At 63.6% G+C, this 17,225-nt stretch carries 17 protein-coding genes; 6 read left to right on the top strand and 11 right to left on the bottom strand.

From position 1 onward, the window contains the following. The first annotated feature begins 18 nt into the window (after nt 1-18). The gene (locus tag MSP7336_RS13035; protein WP_113964898.1) at nt 19-1,233 is read left to right on the top strand and encodes a CaiB/BaiF CoA transferase family protein; all 1,215 of its coding nucleotides are present in this window, start codon (nt 19-21) and stop codon (nt 1,231-1,233) included. 22 nt (nt 1,234-1,255) lie between these two features. Here the strand turns inward: MSP7336_RS13035 and MSP7336_RS13030 are convergent, their stop codons facing one another. The 8 genes from MSP7336_RS13030 to MSP7336_RS12995 all read right to left on the bottom strand — a co-directional run bounded on the left by MSP7336_RS13030 (nt 1,256) and on the right by MSP7336_RS12995 (nt 10,022). Then, nucleotides 1,256-2,443: an acyl-CoA dehydrogenase family protein gene (locus MSP7336_RS13030; RefSeq protein ID WP_069394408.1), complete on the bottom strand. Its 1,188-nt coding sequence runs from the start codon at nt 2,441-2,443 to the stop codon at nt 1,256-1,258. Continuing rightward, nucleotides 2,444-3,505, bottom strand: a complete 1,062-nt coding sequence (locus MSP7336_RS13025; protein ID WP_113963858.1) for an acyl-CoA dehydrogenase family protein — start codon at nt 3,503-3,505, stop codon at nt 2,444-2,446. Nucleotides 3,506-3,507: 2 nt separating this feature from the next. After that, nucleotides 3,508-4,338 carry an amidohydrolase family protein gene (locus MSP7336_RS13020; RefSeq protein ID WP_069394406.1) on the bottom strand — a complete coding sequence of 277 codons (831 nt, stop codon included), beginning with the start codon at nt 4,336-4,338 and terminating at the stop codon, nt 3,508-3,510. Further along, complete coding sequence (locus tag MSP7336_RS13015) at nt 4,335-5,972, bottom strand: acyl-CoA synthetase (RefSeq protein ID WP_069394405.1); 1,638 nt, start codon at nt 5,970-5,972, stop codon at nt 4,335-4,337. Before MSP7336_RS13015 ends, MSP7336_RS13020 begins: the two co-directional genes overlap by 4 nt. A gap of 2 nt (nt 5,973-5,974) precedes the next feature. After that, a complete protein-coding gene (locus MSP7336_RS13010; RefSeq protein ID WP_069394404.1) occupies nt 5,975-7,177 on the bottom strand; it encodes an amidohydrolase family protein in 1,203 nt (400 codons plus the stop codon). Next, nucleotides 7,174-8,022: an enoyl-CoA hydratase gene (locus MSP7336_RS13005; protein ID WP_113963857.1), complete on the bottom strand. Its 849-nt coding sequence runs from the start codon at nt 8,020-8,022 to the stop codon at nt 7,174-7,176. The genes MSP7336_RS13010 and MSP7336_RS13005 overlap by 4 nt, the downstream gene beginning before the upstream one ends. A 167-nt stretch (nt 8,023-8,189) precedes the next feature. Then, nucleotides 8,190-9,197 carry a dihydrodipicolinate synthase family protein gene (locus MSP7336_RS13000; RefSeq protein WP_069394402.1) on the bottom strand — a complete coding sequence of 336 codons (1,008 nt, stop codon included), beginning with the start codon at nt 9,195-9,197 and terminating at the stop codon, nt 8,190-8,192. A 27-nt stretch (nt 9,198-9,224) separates the two neighbouring features. Beyond that, nucleotides 9,225-10,022: an SDR family NAD(P)-dependent oxidoreductase gene (locus tag MSP7336_RS12995; RefSeq protein ID WP_069394401.1), complete on the bottom strand. Its 798-nt coding sequence runs from the start codon at nt 10,020-10,022 to the stop codon at nt 9,225-9,227. A gap of 96 nt (nt 10,023-10,118) precedes the next feature. On the opposite strand from MSP7336_RS12995, the gene MSP7336_RS12990 reads away from it, so the two are divergent. After that, a complete protein-coding gene (locus MSP7336_RS12990; RefSeq protein ID WP_069394400.1) occupies nt 10,119-10,895 on the top strand; it encodes a TetR/AcrR family transcriptional regulator in 777 nt (258 codons plus the stop codon). A 1-nt stretch (nt 10,896) separates the two neighbouring features. On the opposite strand, the gene MSP7336_RS12985 is transcribed toward MSP7336_RS12990, so the two are convergent. Genes MSP7336_RS12985 through MSP7336_RS12975 form a run of 3 tightly spaced genes read right to left on the bottom strand, consistent with a single transcriptional unit; the run spans nt 10,897 to nt 13,227 of the window. Continuing rightward, nucleotides 10,897-11,775, bottom strand: coding sequence for an enoyl-CoA hydratase/isomerase family protein (locus MSP7336_RS12985; RefSeq protein WP_113963856.1), 879 nt, complete (start codon nt 11,773-11,775; stop codon nt 10,897-10,899). Then, complete coding sequence (locus MSP7336_RS12980) at nt 11,772-12,557, bottom strand: FadR/GntR family transcriptional regulator (protein WP_113963855.1); 786 nt, start codon at nt 12,555-12,557, stop codon at nt 11,772-11,774. The genes MSP7336_RS12985 and MSP7336_RS12980 overlap by 4 nt, the downstream gene beginning before the upstream one ends. Before the next feature lies 1 nt (nt 12,558). Next, nucleotides 12,559-13,227, bottom strand: coding sequence for a hotdog family protein (locus tag MSP7336_RS12975; protein WP_069394397.1), 669 nt, complete (start codon nt 13,225-13,227; stop codon nt 12,559-12,561). 122 nt (nt 13,228-13,349) lie between these two features. On the opposite strand from MSP7336_RS12975, the gene MSP7336_RS12970 reads away from it, so the two are divergent. Genes MSP7336_RS12970 through MSP7336_RS12955 form a run of 4 tightly spaced genes read left to right on the top strand, consistent with a single transcriptional unit; the run spans nt 13,350 to nt 17,225 of the window. After that, nucleotides 13,350-14,171: an enoyl-CoA hydratase/isomerase family protein gene (locus MSP7336_RS12970; RefSeq protein WP_113963854.1), complete on the top strand. Its 822-nt coding sequence runs from the start codon at nt 13,350-13,352 to the stop codon at nt 14,169-14,171. Between the two features lie 26 nt (nt 14,172-14,197). Then, a complete protein-coding gene (locus MSP7336_RS12965; protein WP_069394395.1) occupies nt 14,198-15,001 on the top strand; it encodes an enoyl-CoA hydratase/isomerase family protein in 804 nt (267 codons plus the stop codon). Beyond that, entirely contained in the window at nt 14,998-15,780 is a 783-nt protein-coding gene (locus tag MSP7336_RS12960) for an enoyl-CoA hydratase/isomerase family protein (RefSeq protein WP_113963853.1), read from the top strand. The genes MSP7336_RS12965 and MSP7336_RS12960 overlap by 4 nt, the downstream gene beginning before the upstream one ends. Then, entirely contained in the window at nt 15,777-17,225 is a 1,449-nt protein-coding gene (locus MSP7336_RS12955; RefSeq protein ID WP_113963852.1) for a class I adenylate-forming enzyme family protein, read from the top strand. Before MSP7336_RS12960 ends, MSP7336_RS12955 begins: the two co-directional genes overlap by 4 nt.

Raw genomic sequence — 17,225 nt, 5'->3', positions numbered from 1 at the left:
CGAAAAGTGGTCAAGGTGATGGAGGGCTTTCGAGTCCTGGAAGTTGCACAGTTCACGTTCGTACCGGCGGCCGGCGCCATCCTCGCCGACTGGGGCGCCGACGTCATCAAGGTCGAGCACCCGGTCCGCGGCGATACCCAACGTGGCTTCCTGAACATGGGTGGCATCCAGGTCGACCCGGACCGGCATCCGCTGATGGAGCATCCCAATCGGGGCAAGCGCAGCGTCGGCATCGACATCTCGACGCCGGGGGGCCAGGAAGTGATCTATGAACTGGCAAAGATCTCCGATGTGTTCCTGACCAACTACATGCCCGCGCAGCGGCAAAAGCACAAGTTCGACGTGGAGCACATTCGCGCGGCGAACCCGAACATCGTGTATGCCCGCGGCAGCGCCTACGGCGACAAGGGCCCTGAGCGTGATGTCGGTGGCTATGACGGGACAGTGTTCTGGACGCGCAGCGGGGTAGGGTACGCGCTGACGCCGGAGGAGCTGGGTGGCGCACTGGGACAGGGCATTCCCGCTTTTGGTGATTCCATCGGCGGCATGTTCATTGCCGGAGGTATTTCTGCCGCGCTGCTACATCGTGAGCGAACCGGCGAAGCCCTGGAGTTGGACGTGTCGCTGCTGAGCACGGCCTGGTGGGCCGCTGGGGCGAGTGTGACGCAAGGCATGGAAACCGGAGAAGTGATGCGCACGCCGATGCCTGGATCTACGGCGCCGTCGGTGAATCCCTTCATGGGCAACTACCTGACCTCGGACGGCGGCACGATCAACCTGTGCATCATCAGCCCAACCGGTCTGATCCGCGACACTTTCGAGCATCTCGGCATCCCCGAGGCCGCTGACGATCCCCGCTTCGCCGATGTGCTCTCACTGATACAAAATGCCGATGCAGCTGCCGAGCTTATTGCGAAGGCCTTCGCCGGCAAACCTTTTGACTACTGGCGTCGGCACCTAAAAACCATGAAAGGTCAGTGGGCACCATTCCAAAGCCTCATCGACCTGGCCAACGACGAGCAGGCGATAGCCAACGACATGATCGCTGAAGTCGAGTTGGCCAGCAGCGGAAAACCGTTCAAGGTCGTTCGCGGGCCGGTGCAGTTCAACCACGAACCGCTCGAGACCACCCGAGCCCCACAGCCATCCGAGCACACCGAGGTCGTCCTGCTGGAAACAGGCATGGACTGGGACCGCATTTCCGAACTCAAGGAATCGGGTGCTATTGCATGACTAAGCCCCTGGGCGCCAACCGTCAGGCAGGTGACCCGTAGGCCGGCTTGCCGAGGCCAAGCACGTACTGGGCGATCATATTGCGGAACACCTCTAGGGTGCCGCCGTAGATACCAACCAGCGGCGCGAAGCGATACACATACTCGGCGGCGCCGTCGTCGGCCGCGCCGTCGGTGCCGATCGGCAGCGCCGACGCCGTGCCGAGGATGTCCATCAGGTCCGGTGAGATGTCACGCATCGTCTGGGCGATGGCCACCCGGCCGAAGATGCTCGGCGCGCTCAGTGCCGCCTCCATGCGGGCGGCGCTGCGGCCCAACCGGTACGCCACTGAGCGATCGTCAATGAGCCTGCGCCCGCCAGGATCTTGTTCTCCGGCCTTGGCGGCGGCCTTGTCCACAGCGTCTGCCATGAAACCAGCCTGATGCGCCATGATCGACACATCCTGTAGCCCGTCGGGCGCGGCAGGCACCGCACCGTGCTCGACGTTGAGCGGCTCACGCAACACCGTCCAGCCGCCGTTGACCTCACCGAGCCGATACTTGTCGTCGACCCGCACGTCGCTGTAGTACACGATGTTCGTACGGTCGCCGTCGATCGTGCGGATGCCCTGGATATCGATGCCGGGCGAGTTCAGCGGAACCAGAAACATGGTCAGGCTCTTGTGCTTTTCCGCTTCCGGGTCGGTGTTGGTGATGAGAAAGACGTACTGGCAATTGTGCGCTCCAGTGGTAAACATCTTGGAGCCATTAATGATCCAGCTGGACCCATCCGCGTCGCGCACCGCGCGGGTCTTGCAGGTGGCCACGTCGGACCCGCCTTCGGGTTCTGTGTAACCCAGGCACATTCGCACATGCCCACTGAACACACCCGGCATCACCTCGTCCCGCAGTTCCGGTGACCCGAACTTCGCGACCGATCGCGCGATCATCGCGGTGGTTCCCCAGGTCACCCACGGCGTGTGCGCGCGGCGTTTCTCCAGTTCCCAGATGCGACGTTGAACCCTGCTGAAGCCACCCTCAGACGCCGGCTTCCACTCGCGTTCCAAGTAGCCGGCCGCGCCAAGCGCCAGGTGCACCCCTTCGTCGAAGTTGTCGCCGGTTTCCCGGTCCCGGCGTATGACATCTTCGGTCACATGCGTGCGCAGGAAGTCGCGGACCTCCTCGAGAAATGCCTGGTCGTCATCGGACAACGTGACGCGTGAGAAGTCCACCTAGGCATCCTTCCTCGAACCGCTTTCGCGTGCGGCGATCAACTCGCCGATGTACGTGGCGCTGGCACCGGGGTCGCCGCCGGCGACCGGCCAGCCCCTGGCACGCACCAGATACGCCGTCGCGGCCGCCTCCGCCGAAACACCTAGTCCGCCTTGCACATGCACCGCCATGGTTGCCGCCTTTGCCGCTTCCTCGGCCATGAAAACGAACGCGGCGTGCGCCAGTTCTGGACGCTCCTCGGGTTCGTTGTCCAGGAACCACGCCGCCCGATGCGCCAAACTGCGGCCGCTCTGCACGGTGATCGCCATGTTGGCCAGCGGATGAGAGATGGCCTGCAACGTAGAGATCGGCACGCCCAGCGTGTAGCGGGTCTTGGCGAATTCTGCCGCGATGGTCATGGTTTCTTCGACCAGGCCAACCAGCGCCGCGGCGGAGAGCACCCGCCATTCATCAAGGGCTCGTTGGTATTCGGCCATCGCGCCTGGCCCACTGGCCAAAACAGTTCGGCTGTCGGCGGCCCCTGGGTCAACCCAGGCCATCGGCAGCCGGCCGATGTTGTCCACCTTTGCCGGACGGGTGGCGAAGGTAAGGAGCACCACTGCCCCGTCCTGACTACCATCCCGGACGATGACCTGGTCGGCGATCGACCCGGTCGGCAGCAGCCGAACCCCCGCGACATTGTCCTGTTGCGGGTCGAACGCTGCGAGCTGCCTGCCATTGACCACATCGGATTCCATCGCGCCCAGTCTGGCCAACAGCCGGGCCGCACAGACATGGTCGATCCACGGTACCGGCGCCAGCGACCGACCGATCTCCTCGGCCACCAGCGTCAGATCGACCAGTGTCGCCCCGTCCCCGCCGACGGTGTCCGGTAGGGCCATCGTCGTTGCACCCATTGCGCAGAGCCGCTCCCATAAACTCTTGTCGAAGCCGGATTCCTCTGCAGCGCGGACGGTTTCAATTGGGCAATGGGTCTTGAAAAAGTCGCGGTAGGCGGCCTGCAGCGCCCGGTGGTCTTCGGTCAGGCTGTAATCGAGCCTACGCAGCTCATAGCGGTCCATGCTCAGCGCTCCTCCCGACCACCAAAGAAGAATTCATGTGCGTTGTTGTAGAGATAGTTCTCGAGGACGTCGGCGGGCAGATCCAAAGCGGCCGCTTCGGGGACAACCCGGCGCATTTTCAGCACCGGCCAGTCGGAAGCGAAGATCACCTTGCGCTGCCCGCGGGTCCGCATGTAGTGCAACAGGGTGTCGGGAAGTCGTTTCGGCGACCAGGCCGACGTCATCAGACGCAGGTTTGCGTACTTGATCAACAGTCGAATTGCGATGTCCCACCACGGGTCCGCGCCGTGGATCATGCACAGCTTGAGCTCGGGGAACCGCACGCAGACCCGGTCGAGGTGCATGGGATTTTGCACCTCTCCGGGTATCGGGGGCCCGGGAATGCCGGTGTTGATGCACAGCGGCAGCTCGAGCTCCGCGCACTTGGTGTAGAGCGGATAGTAGACCGCGTCGCTGGGCGGGTATTGGCCGTCACCCCAAAAGCTCGGGCCCACGACCGCATACACGACTGGTAGGTCGTTGACGACGGCACTGAGTTCTCGCAGCGAGGGCATCGGACGTAGCAGGTCGACGCCACCCATCGCCAGTGCGAACCGATCCGGCTTGGCTTCAACGAATTTGCGCGCGGTGATTGACGGCCTGGCGAGATTGTCCATCAGAATGGCCTTGCTCACACCCTGCTCATCCATTTCGTCGAGCAGCGCCGCCAGGTCCACCGGTTCGAACATCGTCTGGGGGCCTTTGAAATAGTCGTCGCGGACTTTGAGCATCCAGGTGGGCTGCTTTTCGGTTTCACCGAAATGCACGTTGACGAGGCAGTCGATCGCTTTCATCTCGACATCGGCGCCTTTACGCTCGCTTGCTGCACTGCTTGGGCTTTGGCCCACCGGTAATCGGCCTTGCCGTTCCCCAGCCGGTGGACGTGCTCGACGACGATGAACTCCTTGGGCGCCTTGAACCGCGCAAGTTGCGAACGGCAATGCGCGTCGAGCACCTCCCGGGCGGCATCGGCGCCACCGCGTAGTTCGACGAGGGCGACGAGTTCTTCACCCCACCGATCGCTCGGCCGCCCCACCACCAAGGCGTCGGCGACCGTTGGATGAGCACGCAGCACCTCTTCGACTTCCTCGACGAACACCTTTTCTCCTCCGGTGTTGACCACCAGCGAGTCGCGGCCGAAAAGCCGCAAGGTGCCGTCGGGTTCCAGGGCGGCGCGATCGCCGGAAATCACCACACGCTTGCCGTCCACGCAGGGAAACGTCTTACGGGTGGCATCGGGGTCGTTGAAATACCCGAGCGGGATGCGCCCCGCCCTGGCGGCCCAACCTACCCCGTGCTCACCGGGCGCGAGGAAGTGGCTGTAGTCCTCGGACACAACCAGGCCGCCTTCTCGCAGGGCGAAACTGTCGACTCGCGCGCCGTGCCGACTGTAGCCGAATCCCATGTTTCCGGTTTCCGACGAGCCGTATCCGTTGATGAGGGTGATGTGGGGCAGCAATTCCAGGAGTGCTTCTTGGTATTTGGGATTCGTCGCGGCACCACCGGTGCCGATCGTGGCCAGCGAAGACAGGTCGTAAGAGCCGCGCCGCAATTCGGCCACCAGCGGTGCGGCATAAGCATCACCGACCATCGTCAGCATGCCGACTCGTTCGCGTTCGGCCGTCTGCCACACCGCTTTCGGGTCAAGCTTCTTGGCGGTGTCGTACAGCACCACCGGAGTGCCGGCCATGATCGCCGCGAATGCGGTCCACATGCCCGCGGCATGCATCAGCGGTGAGACGGCGAACCACGGCGCACTTGGGGCACCACTCACTTTGTCGTGAATTTCCTGGGCCGACGCATGATCGGCTCCAACCATCGACGAAACATAGATATCGGACTGTCGCCACATCACACCCTTGGGCCGACCGGTCGTGCCGCCGGTACAGATCATCAGCAGGTCGTCCGGTGAGGCAGCCACCCGCAGGTCGTTATCTCCCTGCGCCAGCACGTCGTCCAGCGGCACCGCTCCGGGGAGCTCGGGGTTGGCGCTTCCATCCTCGACCGATATCAGCAGCTCGGCGCTGTCACACGACAGCACCTCAGCGAACTTGGCGCCCAGCACACGGTGGTAGATGATCGCCCGCGGCTGCAGGTACTCGAGTAGTTCCTTGACTTCGCGCGGCGCGTAGTTGTAGTTGATGTTCACCGGGACGGTTCGCGCCTTGAGGCAGCCGACGACCATATCGGGATACAGGTCGTTGTACATGACGAGCGCCACCCGGTCTTGTCCGCATTCCCAGTTCTGCAGCGATGCTCGTTCCCGATGAGCACCGAACCCTCTGCCGGTCAAGAAGTTTGCCAGTCGGCTTGTGCGATCCGCCGACTCCCCGAAGGTGCTGCGCCGATCGCCACAGATCGTCATCACCCGGTCCGGGACGACGTCTGCGATCGCGTCGAGAACCGCGCCGATGGTCCACTCGGTCACGGTCAGGCCGCCGAGCCAACCTTGACGCCAAGCAGGTCCAATGCGTTGTCACGCATGATCTTTCGAACATCGGTGTCGCTGAATCCATCAAGCTCTTCGGTGAACGACAGCGGCGACTCGAGGCCCTCTCCGTGCGGCCAGTCGGATCCGAACAGAATCTTGTCCACGCCCATCACCTCGGCGAGGGCAGACAGGTCGTCCTCGTAATAGGGCGCAATCCACACGTTGTTACGCAGCTGCTCGACGGGGTCTTCGGGGAAATACTGCGGCTGGTTGTTGGCTGCCTTTTTCAAACGCTTGATCAACCGGTAAACGAAGTAAGAACCGTTTTCGATGCTGACCACCCGCAATTTCGGGTGCCGGGTGAACACACCATGCACAATCATCGAGGCCATCGTGTCGTGGATTGCGCGGTCGTCGAGCAGCACCTGGTCCAACGGATCCTTGGCGCCAAACCCCTCGAAAGTCGACTTGCCGCCCCACATCGCCGCGATGTGCAGATATCCGCTGTCGCTCAGGTGAAATCCCACCGGTACGCCCGCCTCGGCCAGCCGGGCCCACACTGGATCATGGCTGGGATCGCCCAGTGATCGCGCCTTGATGCGCCCGGGTACCGGCGCCGGCCGCACCAACACCAGCTTCGCGCCACGTGCCAACACGAACTCGACTTCTTCGAGCGCCTTGACCGGATCGGCCAACGAGATAATCGGAGCTGCGATGATTCGGTGATCGGGTCGGTCGAAGCCCCAATCCTCATCCAGCCAAAGGTTGAACGCATGCAGTGACGCCATCGTGGCCTCGATGTCGTCCTTGAGGGCCTCCTCGACGCCGCACGCGAATGTGGGCAACATGAACACCGTCTCGATGCCCTGGGTATCCATCACCTGCACCCTCGCATCCCGGTTCTGGTACTCGGGGTGCTCGGCGAGGCGTTCGACCTTCATCAGCGACGCCGGGTCGACGCCGGCGGGAATCTCGCCGCGGAACAACAAATCCAGGCAGCCCGGCACGATGATCGGATCGAAGGTGGGATTCGGGATGAAGTGGTTGACTCGGTCGCCGATCACGGCCCAGGTGCGCTTGCCATCGCTGAGCATCTGTACGCCGCGCCGCTTGAACTTCTTGTCCAAGTGCCGGGTGAAGGCATCCAGCGGTTCGTAGTAATGGTTGTCGACGTCGATCGCCTGATAACCCAAATTGGTCATGATGATCCTTCGGTATCGGGGCTGCTCAGACCTGGAAAGCTGGGGGCTCGCTTCTCCAGGAAGCTGGTGATCCCTTCGATGACGTCGGGACGCTGCAGCGACTCCTGCAACAGGATTTCGGCCTGCGCACTGGACTGTGCGACGTCGCGCATGGCGTCACCGTAGGCCTGCCTCTTGATCACGGCCATCGAAGCCGGCGAACAGTTGCGGGCGATGTCCTCGGCGTATTCCATCACCCGGTCCATCAGCCGGTCGGCTGCGACGACTTCCTTGACCAGTCCGAGCTCGGCCGCCTCTTCCGCCAGAAAGGTCCGGCCGCTCAGCAGCAGGTCGAGCGCCACCGCCCAGCCGGTCAATCGCGGAAGTATCCAAGAGACACCGTATTCGGCGATGAGACCACGGCGCGCGAACGATGCCGCGAATTTGGCTCCGGCAGCAGCGAATCGGATATCGCACATCAACGCCTGGGTAAGACCGATGCCGGCGCACGAGCCGTTGACAGCGGCGATCACCGGTTTGCTCAACATGGTCAGGTGATACGGCTGTCGCTCCCCGACCAGCTCGTTGAGATTCGGTTGGTCAGGCTTGGCCAATGACTCGCTGGCCGACGCGGTCGACCCGAGGTTGGCGCCGGCACAGAACGCCTTGCCGCGGCCGGTCAGCACGATCACCCGAACGGCGGGGTCCGCTTCGGCGCGGTCCAGGCTGGAGTAGTAGGCCGTGGCGATGTCACCGCCCCAGGTGTTGAGGCGATCCGGCCGGTTGAGCGTCAGGACCGCCACGCCGGTCGGAGTGGTCTCGTACAGCACCGCTTCGCCCGTGGCGACACCTTCAGCGGTGCTCACATGACGCTCCTGTCAGCCAGTGGCGCGTTTCTGGGTGGCCGATCGCGGCCATCCGGCGGAAGCTATTACTCATACTGTATACCTTTCGGTAGCAAGGTCTCGCAAGGTGCGGCCGACGCATCGCCGAACCCCTCCAAGGGCCGACCACCGGTCAAGATCGACCCGGCTCACGCCTTGACCAATCCCAGCCGCCGGTAGGCTTTTTCGATCTGCGCCTTGGCCTCCGGCGGCAGCTCGGCTTGCGGCGGCCGGGAATATGGATAGCCCCCGATCGGCAGGCCCAGCAGCGATGCGGCGTACTTGAATGCACCGCCCCAGTGGGTGAAGTAGTCGGACCGTCCCGGATAGCAGGTGAACCATGAGCCGAGGTCGATGTCGAACTGGTCCAGGCCTGATTCCCGGGCGTAGTCCATCGCCTCGACGAGTTGGTCGTTGACGATCAGATCCCAGTACTCGGAGAGCAGGCGCCGTTGCGGTGTCTCGAACAGGTAGCCGGCGGTGCCCAGCTGGGCCGGGCAGACGATTCCGTCGCGCAGCCAGCCGGCCCGGTACACCGTTTTGTCGCATTCCCACAGCACCAAGTCAGGTGCCAGTTCGTGCAGCAATCGGCTTGCCGCCGGCCGGAAGGCACCCTCCTTGGTCGCACAGACCGCGGGAACCTCGTCGTAGATGCGTGCGCTTTCGGCCGGACTGAGCACATAGCCCGACGATGGTGAATTGAACATGCCGAGCGCGATATCGGTGCGATCCGCAACATATCTGAAGAATCGCAGCGCACCCTCGCCGCCGTGCAACTCCATCATCGGCGTCTGGATATAGGCGATGTCGGCGCCGACCTGCTGGGCGTGCAGCGTCAGATCCAGGCAATCCTTGGCCGACATCGCCGCGGTGCAGGCCTGCACGACTACGTCAGGATTGGCGACGCGCCCCTCCTCGATCGCCACCTCCAGCAACCGCTTGCGTTCGTCCAGCGTCAACGACCAGAACTCGGCCAGGCCGCTGGTGCACCACAACATCGGGTGCCTGAGATCGCCGACGCAATAGCGCACCAAGGCCCGATAGGCATCCCAGTCGATGTCGTCACCGTCGGCTCCGCAAAACGGTGTGTACAGCGAGTCGCCGATTCCCCGTAACGCGCTGCGCGCCCACGAACGGGCCTCACGAGCCGTTGCCATCGTGCGCTCCTTTCGCCGCCGGCCGTATTACGTGAAGTCCGAGCCTCCGTCGACGTTGATGTTCGCCCCGGTCATGTACGAGTTGCGCCGTGACGCCAAAAATGCGACGACCGGCCCGATTTCGTCCGGCAGTCCGGCTCGCGGCAGATGCGCCGGGTGACCGAAATGTTTGTCGATCGCTTTCATCAGCTCATACGGGTTGTCCCCGTCAACACCGACCGATTTCGCCCAGCCCACCAGTGACTCCGAAGCGATGCTGCCCGGAGAGACCACGTTGACCAGGATCTCGTCTTTGGCCAAAAGCAACGACAGGTTCTTGGAGATACTCGTCACCATCGCCTTGGCCGCCGTGTATGCGGGCAGGATCACACTTTGCCGCTGTGTCGAGTGCGCCGAGAAGTTCACGATTCGTGCCCACTGCGCCTTGCGTAACAACGGAAGAGCCGACCGCACGCAGTGCACCATTCCCATCGCGCCCTCGTCGACGGCTTGGCGCCACTGCTCGTCGGTGAGTGACTCGAAGTCACCCTGCACCGTCGGCCCGACCGCGTTGATGAGTATGTTGAGTTCGCCGTCCCAGCGCTGGGCGAGGTCGGCGAACGCGGCGTCGACCGCGTCGGCGTCGGTGACATCGGCCACCAATCCGACGGCATCGGGGCTGCCCCGGTTGGCCAAGTCCGCTGCCGCGCGGTCAAGATCTGGTCGAGACCGGCCGATGATCGCCACTCGGGCGCCGTCGTCGGCCAGGCACCGCGCCGTGGCCAACCCCATGCCGCGCCCGCCGCCGACGACGGCCGCGGTGGCGTTTCTCAGCCCAAGGTCCATGAAATATCAAAACCCCTACGATAGGTATTACAGTAGTAGATCGTAACGGCGACACAGCTGCAATGGTGCCGTTCAGTAGGCCCGCCAGATTTCCCGATGGAGGTGCCCGTAGTGGCGAAACAGGCGACCGCGGAAAAGCGTCAGCGGCGCGAACGCGGGTCCATCAACCCCGACGACATCATCAACGGTGCGTTCGAACTCGCCGAACAGGTCTCCATCGACAACCTGAGCATGCCGCTGCTGGGCAAACACCTCGGCGTCGGAGTCACCAGCATCTACTGGTACTTCCGCAAGAAGGACGATCTGCTCAACGCGATGACCGACCGCGCGCTGCGCAAGTACGTGTTCGACACACCGTATGTCGAAGCCAGCGATTGGCGGGAAACACTGCGCAACCACGCGCGTTCAATGCGTAAGACATTTATGGGCAACCCGATTTTGTGCGACCTGATTCTGATTCGGGCGGCGCTTTCGCCGCGGGCGGCCCGTCTGGGGGTTCAGGAGATCGAGAAGGCGATCGCGGGTCTGGTCGAGGCGGGACTGTCACCCGAGGAAGCCTTTGACACCTACTCCGCGGTCTCAGTCCACGTGCGCGGTTCGGTGGTGCTGCATCGGCTGCAGGAAAAGAACAAGGCGACCGACAACGGCGCTCGCACCATCGAGGACGCCATGGTCATCGATTCCGAATCAACGCCGCTGCTCGCCCAGATGACCGCAAAGGGGTATCACATCGGTGCCGCCGACGACAACAACTTCGAATACGGCCTCGACTGCATTCTCGACCATGCTGCCCGGCTGATCGAGCGGAGGTCGAAAGCGACTGGCAAGCAACGCAAGTCAGCTAAGCCGGGACGAACCAAAGCATCACGCTGAGCTACGGTTCCTCTGGCTCGGGCACGTTGAAATATTCATCGCGCAGCCGAAACGCCTCTTTGGTTCCGTGTTCTGCGCGCGTCTTGACGAAGTTGAACTCGCCGGGCGCGAACTGCAGATTGGTTCCGAACGCGTGGAATAGGTAGCTTGCCACTTCCTCACCCTGATAGGCCTGGCTCTGTTCGACGAGCCGGAACGCCTCCTTGGCGATGACGACGCCGTCAGCCGGCATCTTGGCTGCTTTCTCCGCCCAGTACCGGGCGCGCCTGGCGACCATGCCCGGATCGCAGGTGTCGGTGAAGATTCCCAGGTGCTCGACCGCACCGGCCTCGATGATGTCACCGGTCAGCAACATCCGTCGCGCCAGCACCGGGCCCAACCGATGGAAGAACATGTGCAGGCTGCCCAGCGCCGGTCCCAAGAAACGGGTGGCCGGCATACCGATCTTGGTGTTGCGGGCGATGACCGAGATATCGGTCATCAGAGCCATCTCGAATCCGCCGCCGAGCGCGTAACCACTGATCTCCCCGACGGTGACCTTCGGAAAGCCCATCAGATTGTGATAAAACCCGAACGACTTGCGGTCCACCGCTAGTCGGCGTCGCTGACTGGGCCGGCTCTCGGCGGCCGACTCGCCACGCTCCCCGTACCAGCCGTAGGCGTTGTTCATATCTGCGCCCGTACTGAAAACCCCGTCGGCGCCGCGCAGTAGCACTACCGTCAAGTCGTCGTCTTCGGCGACGCGATCCAGGTATCGGGCGATGGTCTCACGCATTGTCGCGTCGTAGGCGTTGCGTTGCTGCGGATTGTTGAACGTGATGGTGGCGATGCGCTTTTCGGTATCGATCTCGAAGAGAACACGATCATCTGCGGTTGTCATCTGACAGGGTCCTTTCTGCGCACACCATCCGACATGCGTTTTGCCTCGATGGTTTTGTCGCTGCCAAACGCGAGCGTGTTGCGACGCGCGGCGGCGAGATGATCTTGCGCCAGCCGCACCGCTCGTGCGGCGTTGCCGTCGCGGATCGCGGCAAGCAGCCGCTGATGGTCGCGCAGTGCGGCACGTCTGGTCTTGTCCACCATGGCCGTCGGATCGCCGTCGTCACTCCACACCGACGATTCGTGAGCCGACCAGATCAACTCCAAAGAGCCGATCAGCAAAATCATCGGTTCGTTGCCGCACCGAGAGACCAGGGCCTCGTGAAACCGGCGGGCATTCGGAACGTACTGTCCGACATCGTCGAACTGTGCTGTCTGTGCGTCGATTTCGGCCTGCAGATATGGCACGACCTCGGTCATCCGATCCACGCGAGCCGCGCACATCCCAGCGCAGATCGGTTCCAGGTGCAATAAGGCCTCGCTGACGTCGGCCGGCGTCGCCGCGCGGGCCTGCAACACCATGCTGATCATGTGCGCTGTCCGTTCGGCCGTCGGTGCCTGGACAATCGCTCCGCCGACATTGCCACGACGCACCGAGATCAGGCCGTCGGTCTCCAGCAGATGAATTGCCTCACGCAGCGCCGGCGGACTGACACCGAATTCACCGAACAAGCTTTCCTGAGAAGGCAGTTCGTCGCCTTCCTTCAAGCGCCCGGACAAAATGTCGTCGCGTAGTCGCGATGCCAGGATCTCGGCAACCCGAGGTTGGCGGATACGTGCCATGTCAGGGCTTCTCGGCTCGGCGCTTGCCGAACTGATATCCGGCCAGCTTGTCGGGCGGCAGCGCCAACGTATTGACCTCGCCGATACACAGCACCTCGTCGTCGAGCAGCAGCGTCGCCGTCGAGGTGATGCCCCGATCGGTCTGTGCACGGGCGATCTCGAAGCGCAAGTCGGTGAGGATGGGTGTCGGGCGTCGAAAGCGCACGTTGAGCGAACGGGTCTTGCCGGACAAGCCGATCACGCAATTGTGATGTTGGATGACGCAGTCGAAGAAGACGCCGAGAAACCCGCCATGGACCAGCCCGGGCGGCCCCTCGTATACCAACGGGAAATTGACGTGTCCCGATGCATTCTCAGCACCGAGGTCATCGAAGCGGTATTCGGGAAAGCAGGGGTTGAAAGCGCCGATGTCCGTGGCGTGGTCGAGGTACACGCGCCGGTTGCCATCGTCATCAGAGCCGATTCGCGGGGCATAGTCGGCGGGGGCCGCCAGCGTCAGCTGGCGTTCCCATTCGGCGCATTGCGCGAGCATCGCGTCCACCACCGGGTGCGGGTGCTCCAATGCCAGCAGCAGTGAGCTCAGGCGGCGGATGGCGGCGGCTGCGGCGGCGGTCTGAGCGAGCGGCTGCTCGCCAAACCGGGTTGGCTGCGGTCCGCTGCCGTCGGCCATCTGTCCTCTTTCCCGAAGCGGCTGTTCCGCCGCCAGGCTTTCCTTGCTAAGTTATACAGGGTTAGAAATCGTATTGCCTACTGTATGGGTAACCGTAGCGGCGGGAAAGGGCGGATTCAACGGTGAGTCAGCAGCTCGATCCCGGTGCCGACGACGGTTCGATTGAGGTGCGCCGGGACGGCGCGGTTTTGCGCCTCACGCTGGACCGCCCGTCTCGGCGCAACTCGCTCAATCAACCCATGATCGACACGTTCGTCAGCGCTTTGACCGCTGCCGCAACCGATGATTCGTTGCGCGCCATCCATATCCGAGGATCGGGAGGCAACTTCTGCGCGGGCGCTGACTGGATCACGACCAACGACAGCACCCGACCACGGCCGCGCACCGGCGACATTGTTCGGCGCCTCCCCCATACCGCCCACCGGGCGGTCGAACTGATTCACAGCATCCAGTTGCCGGTGGTGTGCACCGTGCAGGGCTGGGCCGTCGGCCTGGGGTGCAATCTTTCGTTGGCTGCCGATTTCACGGTGGCCGCCTGCGACGCGGTGTTCTGGGAACCATTCCTCACCCGGGGCTTCAGCCCGGATTCGGGCTCCACCTGGCTGCTGCCCCGACTGGTCGGGCTGACGCGTGCCAAACAGATGCTGTTGCTGGGTGAGAAAATCGGCGGATCGCAGGCAGCCGAATGGGGTCTGATCCACCAGGCCGTCGCTTCGACTGACCTCGACGAGGCATCCGAGCAACTGTTGACACAGCTGGCCTCCGGGCCCACGGTTGCGATCGGCCTGGCCAAACAGGCCATCAACTACAGCCTGCACGCGGCACTGGGCCAGGCGATGACTCAAGAGCTCTACAACGTCGAGCTGGCTTGCCGCACTGCTGATTTCAAAGAAGGACTTGACGCATTTCGGGAGCGGCGTCCGCCGCAGTTCCGCGGCCGGTGACGACGCACCCAGGCGAAGGGAAGACCATGTCGTACGACACCATCAAATATGAAGTCGACGGCCATAAGGCCACCATCACGTTGAATCGTCCGGATGCCCTCAACGCGCTGAGCCCGCACATGATCACCGAATTGCGTGCTGCCTACGCCGAAGCCGAGAACGACGACCGCATTTGGCTTCTCATCGTGACCGGAGCCGGGCGCGCGTTCTGCACCGGCGCCGACGTCAAGGAGATCCCCGGCGACGGCAAGGTGATCAACGAACGGCCGTACTTGTCGACCTACGAGCAATGGGAGGCCCCGCAGGAGGGTACCCCACCGTTTCGCACCATGGCCAAACCCGTGCTGGCCGCTATCAACGGGATTTGTTGTGGAGCCGGGCTGGACTGGGTCACAACCGGAGACATCGTCATCGCGTCAGACAAAGCTACGTTCTTCGACCCGCACGTCAGCATCGGGTTGGTCGGCGCGCGTGAGCTGGTCCGGTTAGGCCGGGTCGTACCCAGATCGGTCGCTCTGCGGATGGCCTTGATGGGCAAACACGAGCGGATGACCGCGCAGCGAGCCTACGAGCTCGGGATGATCAGCGAGATCGTCGAACACGAGCGGCTGCTGGAGCGTGCCCACGAAATCGCCGATATCGTGAACTCGAATGCACCGCTGGCAGTGCGCGGTACCCGACTGGCGATCATCAAGGGACTGGATCTGCCGCTGCACGAAGCCGAAATGCTGGCCGAATCCTTCCGCGAGCGCAACCTGCACACCGAGGACTCGCTCGAAGGCCCGAAAGCGTTCATGGAAAAACGGACGCCGGAGTGGCAGTGCCGATGAACTTCGAGACCATCACGTTCGAGGTGGATTCCGCCGACCACGTCGCCACCATCACTCTGAACAGGCCGGATCAACTCAACGCGTTCAACCGCACAATGTGCGACGAGATGGCCCAAGCCTGGCAGATCGTCAAAGCCGACGACTCTGTCAACGCAGTGGTGCTGCGCGCAGCCGGTGACCGTGCGTTCAGCGCCGGGCTGGACATCAAGACTCCGTACGGACAGCCCGAAAACATCTGGCATCACGCGGATCCCGGCGAAGCGCTCAGCCCGAAATGGCAGAAGATGTGGAAGCCGGTGGTGTGTGCGGTACAGGGCATGTGCACCGCGGGCGCGTTCTACTTCATCAACGAATCCGACGTCGTCATCTGCTCGACGGACGCCACGTTCTTCGATTCGCATGTCTCGGCGGGTCTGGTCTGTGCACTGGAGCCGATCGGCCTGATGCGCCGCATCGGTCTCGGCGAAACGCTGCGAATCGCGCTGATGGGCAACGACGAGCGCGTCTGCGCCGACACCGCGCTGCGGATCGGACTGGTATCCGAAGTGGTACCTGCAGAACGGCTGTGGGAGCGTGCTCACGAGATCGCCGCAACGATCGCGGACAAGCCCCCGTCGGCAACCCAGGGCAGCGTCAAGGCGATCTGGGAGTCACTGGACAAGCCCTATCGCGTCGCCATGGAACAGGGGCTGATCTACACCCGGCTGGGCAATCCGGTCGGCCTTGCCGAAGTGGCGGCCCGCGGCCAGCGTCCCGCCGTGCAGCCTAGGTTGCGCTGACGATGCATCCGCTCAGTGCGCGTATCGCCGCCGTGCTGGCCATCGACCCGGGCGCCGGGGCCATCGAGTATGAGAACCGCTGGCTTTCCTGGCAGGTGCTCGCGAACATGGCCGGCAAGGTTTGTTCCCTCGTCGGCAGCGATCAGCCTCAGGTCGGCGTTCTGCTGCGCAACACGCCTGCTCATATCGCCGCCCTGCTCGGGGTGCTGCTCAGCGGTGCCACGGTGGTCACCATCAACCCTGTGCGCGGCGACGAGCGCACCCGAGCCGACATCGACCAGTTGGACCTGCCGCTGCTGATCGGCGAACCCGATGATGTGACGGCACTGGCCGACTCCTCGGCGCCGGTGCGGATTTTCGGCCCGGCCGGCGAACTGCTGGCGATCCGAACCGGTGGCCTCGCCGCGGCGCGGCCGGGCGTTGCGGTGCGGATGCTGACCAGCGGCACGACCGGACCGCCCAAGCGGGTCGACCTCACCTACGACATGTTGATCCACAGCGTGTTAGGACCCGACGCGGGCACGCCGCCGACCACGCTGCGGCGCGGCATCGCGATCGTCAGTGCGCCGCTGGTGCACATCGGGGGTGTGTTCCGGGTGCTGCAATGCGTCGTTGAAGCGCGGCCGTTTGTGCTGCTGGACCGCTTCGAGCTCGATCGCTGGCTCGAGGCCGTGCGCAAGCACCAACCACGGACCGTGTCGTTGGTGCCGGCGGCACTGCGCACGGTGTTGCATTCGGACGTGCCGCGGGAGGATCTGCACAGCATCGTCGCCGTGACCTGCGGCACCGCTGCGCTGTCGGCCGACGACGCCGACGCGTTCACCGAAAAGTACGGCATTCCTGTCCTGACATCCTATGCGGCAACGGAATTCGGCGGCGGCGTCGCGGGCTGGACATTGACCGACTACCAAAAGCACTGGCAGACTAAACGCGGCAGTGTCGGCCGCGCCAGCCTCGGGGCACAACTGCGGGTGGTCGACGATGCGGGCACACCGCTGGGAGCGGACCAGATCGGATTATTGGAGGTCAGGCCGGGACAACTGGGGCCGGAGGCGGATTGGATGCGCACCACCGACTTGGCGCGTATCGACGCCGACGGTTTTCTGTGGATCGTGGGTCGCGCCGACCAGGCGATCATCCGCGGCGGCTTCAAGGTGATGCCCGACGACGTGCGGTCCGCCCTGGAGAGTCATTCCGCGGTGGCCGCAGCCGCGGTCGTCGGGAAACCCGATGACCGTCTCGGCGAGACACCGGTTGCGATGGTGGAGCTGCGAGAACCCGGTTCGGTTGACGCTGCTGCCCTGATGGACCATCTGCAGACCCGGCTCGCTCCCTACGAGGTTCCCACCGATATCGTGATCGTCGAATCGATTCCGCGGACACCTTCCGGCAAAGCGGATCTGAGTGCGGTCCGGCAGTTTTTCGCCGCGGCCGTGTCCGGTTGA

It is taken from the genome of Mycobacterium shimoidei (genome assembly GCF_900417275.1).
Taxonomy (GTDB): domain Bacteria; phylum Actinomycetota; class Actinomycetes; order Mycobacteriales; family Mycobacteriaceae; genus Mycobacterium; species Mycobacterium shimoidei.
This window is presented reverse-complemented; position numbering and strand designations above follow the sequence as displayed.

Bases quoted from the DNA above. Each gene is read 5' to 3' on its own strand.
- MSP7336_RS13000 (WP_069394402.1), bottom strand. From the start codon at position 9,197: ATGGCAACGGCTCGTGAGGCCCGTTCGTGGGCGCGCAGCGCGTTACGG.
- MSP7336_RS12960 (WP_113963853.1), top strand. From the start codon at position 14,998: ATGAACTTCGAGACCATCACGTTCGAGGTGGATTCCGCCGACCACGTC.
- MSP7336_RS12965 (WP_069394395.1), top strand. From the start codon at position 14,198: ATGTCGTACGACACCATCAAATATGAAGTCGACGGCCATAAGGCCACC.
- MSP7336_RS13020 (WP_069394406.1), bottom strand. From the start codon at position 4,338: ATGAAAGCGATCGACTGCCTCGTCAACGTGCATTTCGGTGAAACCGAA.
- MSP7336_RS13010 (WP_069394404.1), bottom strand. From the start codon at position 7,177: ATGACCAATTTGGGTTATCAGGCGATCGACGTCGACAACCATTACTAC.
- MSP7336_RS12990 (WP_069394400.1), top strand. From the start codon at position 10,119: ATGGAGGTGCCCGTAGTGGCGAAACAGGCGACCGCGGAAAAGCGTCAG.
- MSP7336_RS13035 (WP_113964898.1), top strand. From the start codon at position 19: ATGGAGGGCTTTCGAGTCCTGGAAGTTGCACAGTTCACGTTCGTACCG.
- MSP7336_RS12985 (WP_113963856.1), bottom strand. From the start codon at position 11,775: ATGACAACCGCAGATGATCGTGTTCTCTTCGAGATCGATACCGAAAAG.
- MSP7336_RS12980 (WP_113963855.1), bottom strand. From the start codon at position 12,557: ATGGCACGTATCCGCCAACCTCGGGTTGCCGAGATCCTGGCATCGCGA.
- MSP7336_RS13025 (WP_113963858.1), bottom strand. From the start codon at position 3,505: ATGGACCGCTATGAGCTGCGTAGGCTCGATTACAGCCTGACCGAAGAC.
- MSP7336_RS12995 (WP_069394401.1), bottom strand. From the start codon at position 10,022: ATGGACCTTGGGCTGAGAAACGCCACCGCGGCCGTCGTCGGCGGCGGG.
- MSP7336_RS12975 (WP_069394397.1), bottom strand. From the start codon at position 13,227: ATGGCCGACGGCAGCGGACCGCAGCCAACCCGGTTTGGCGAGCAGCCG.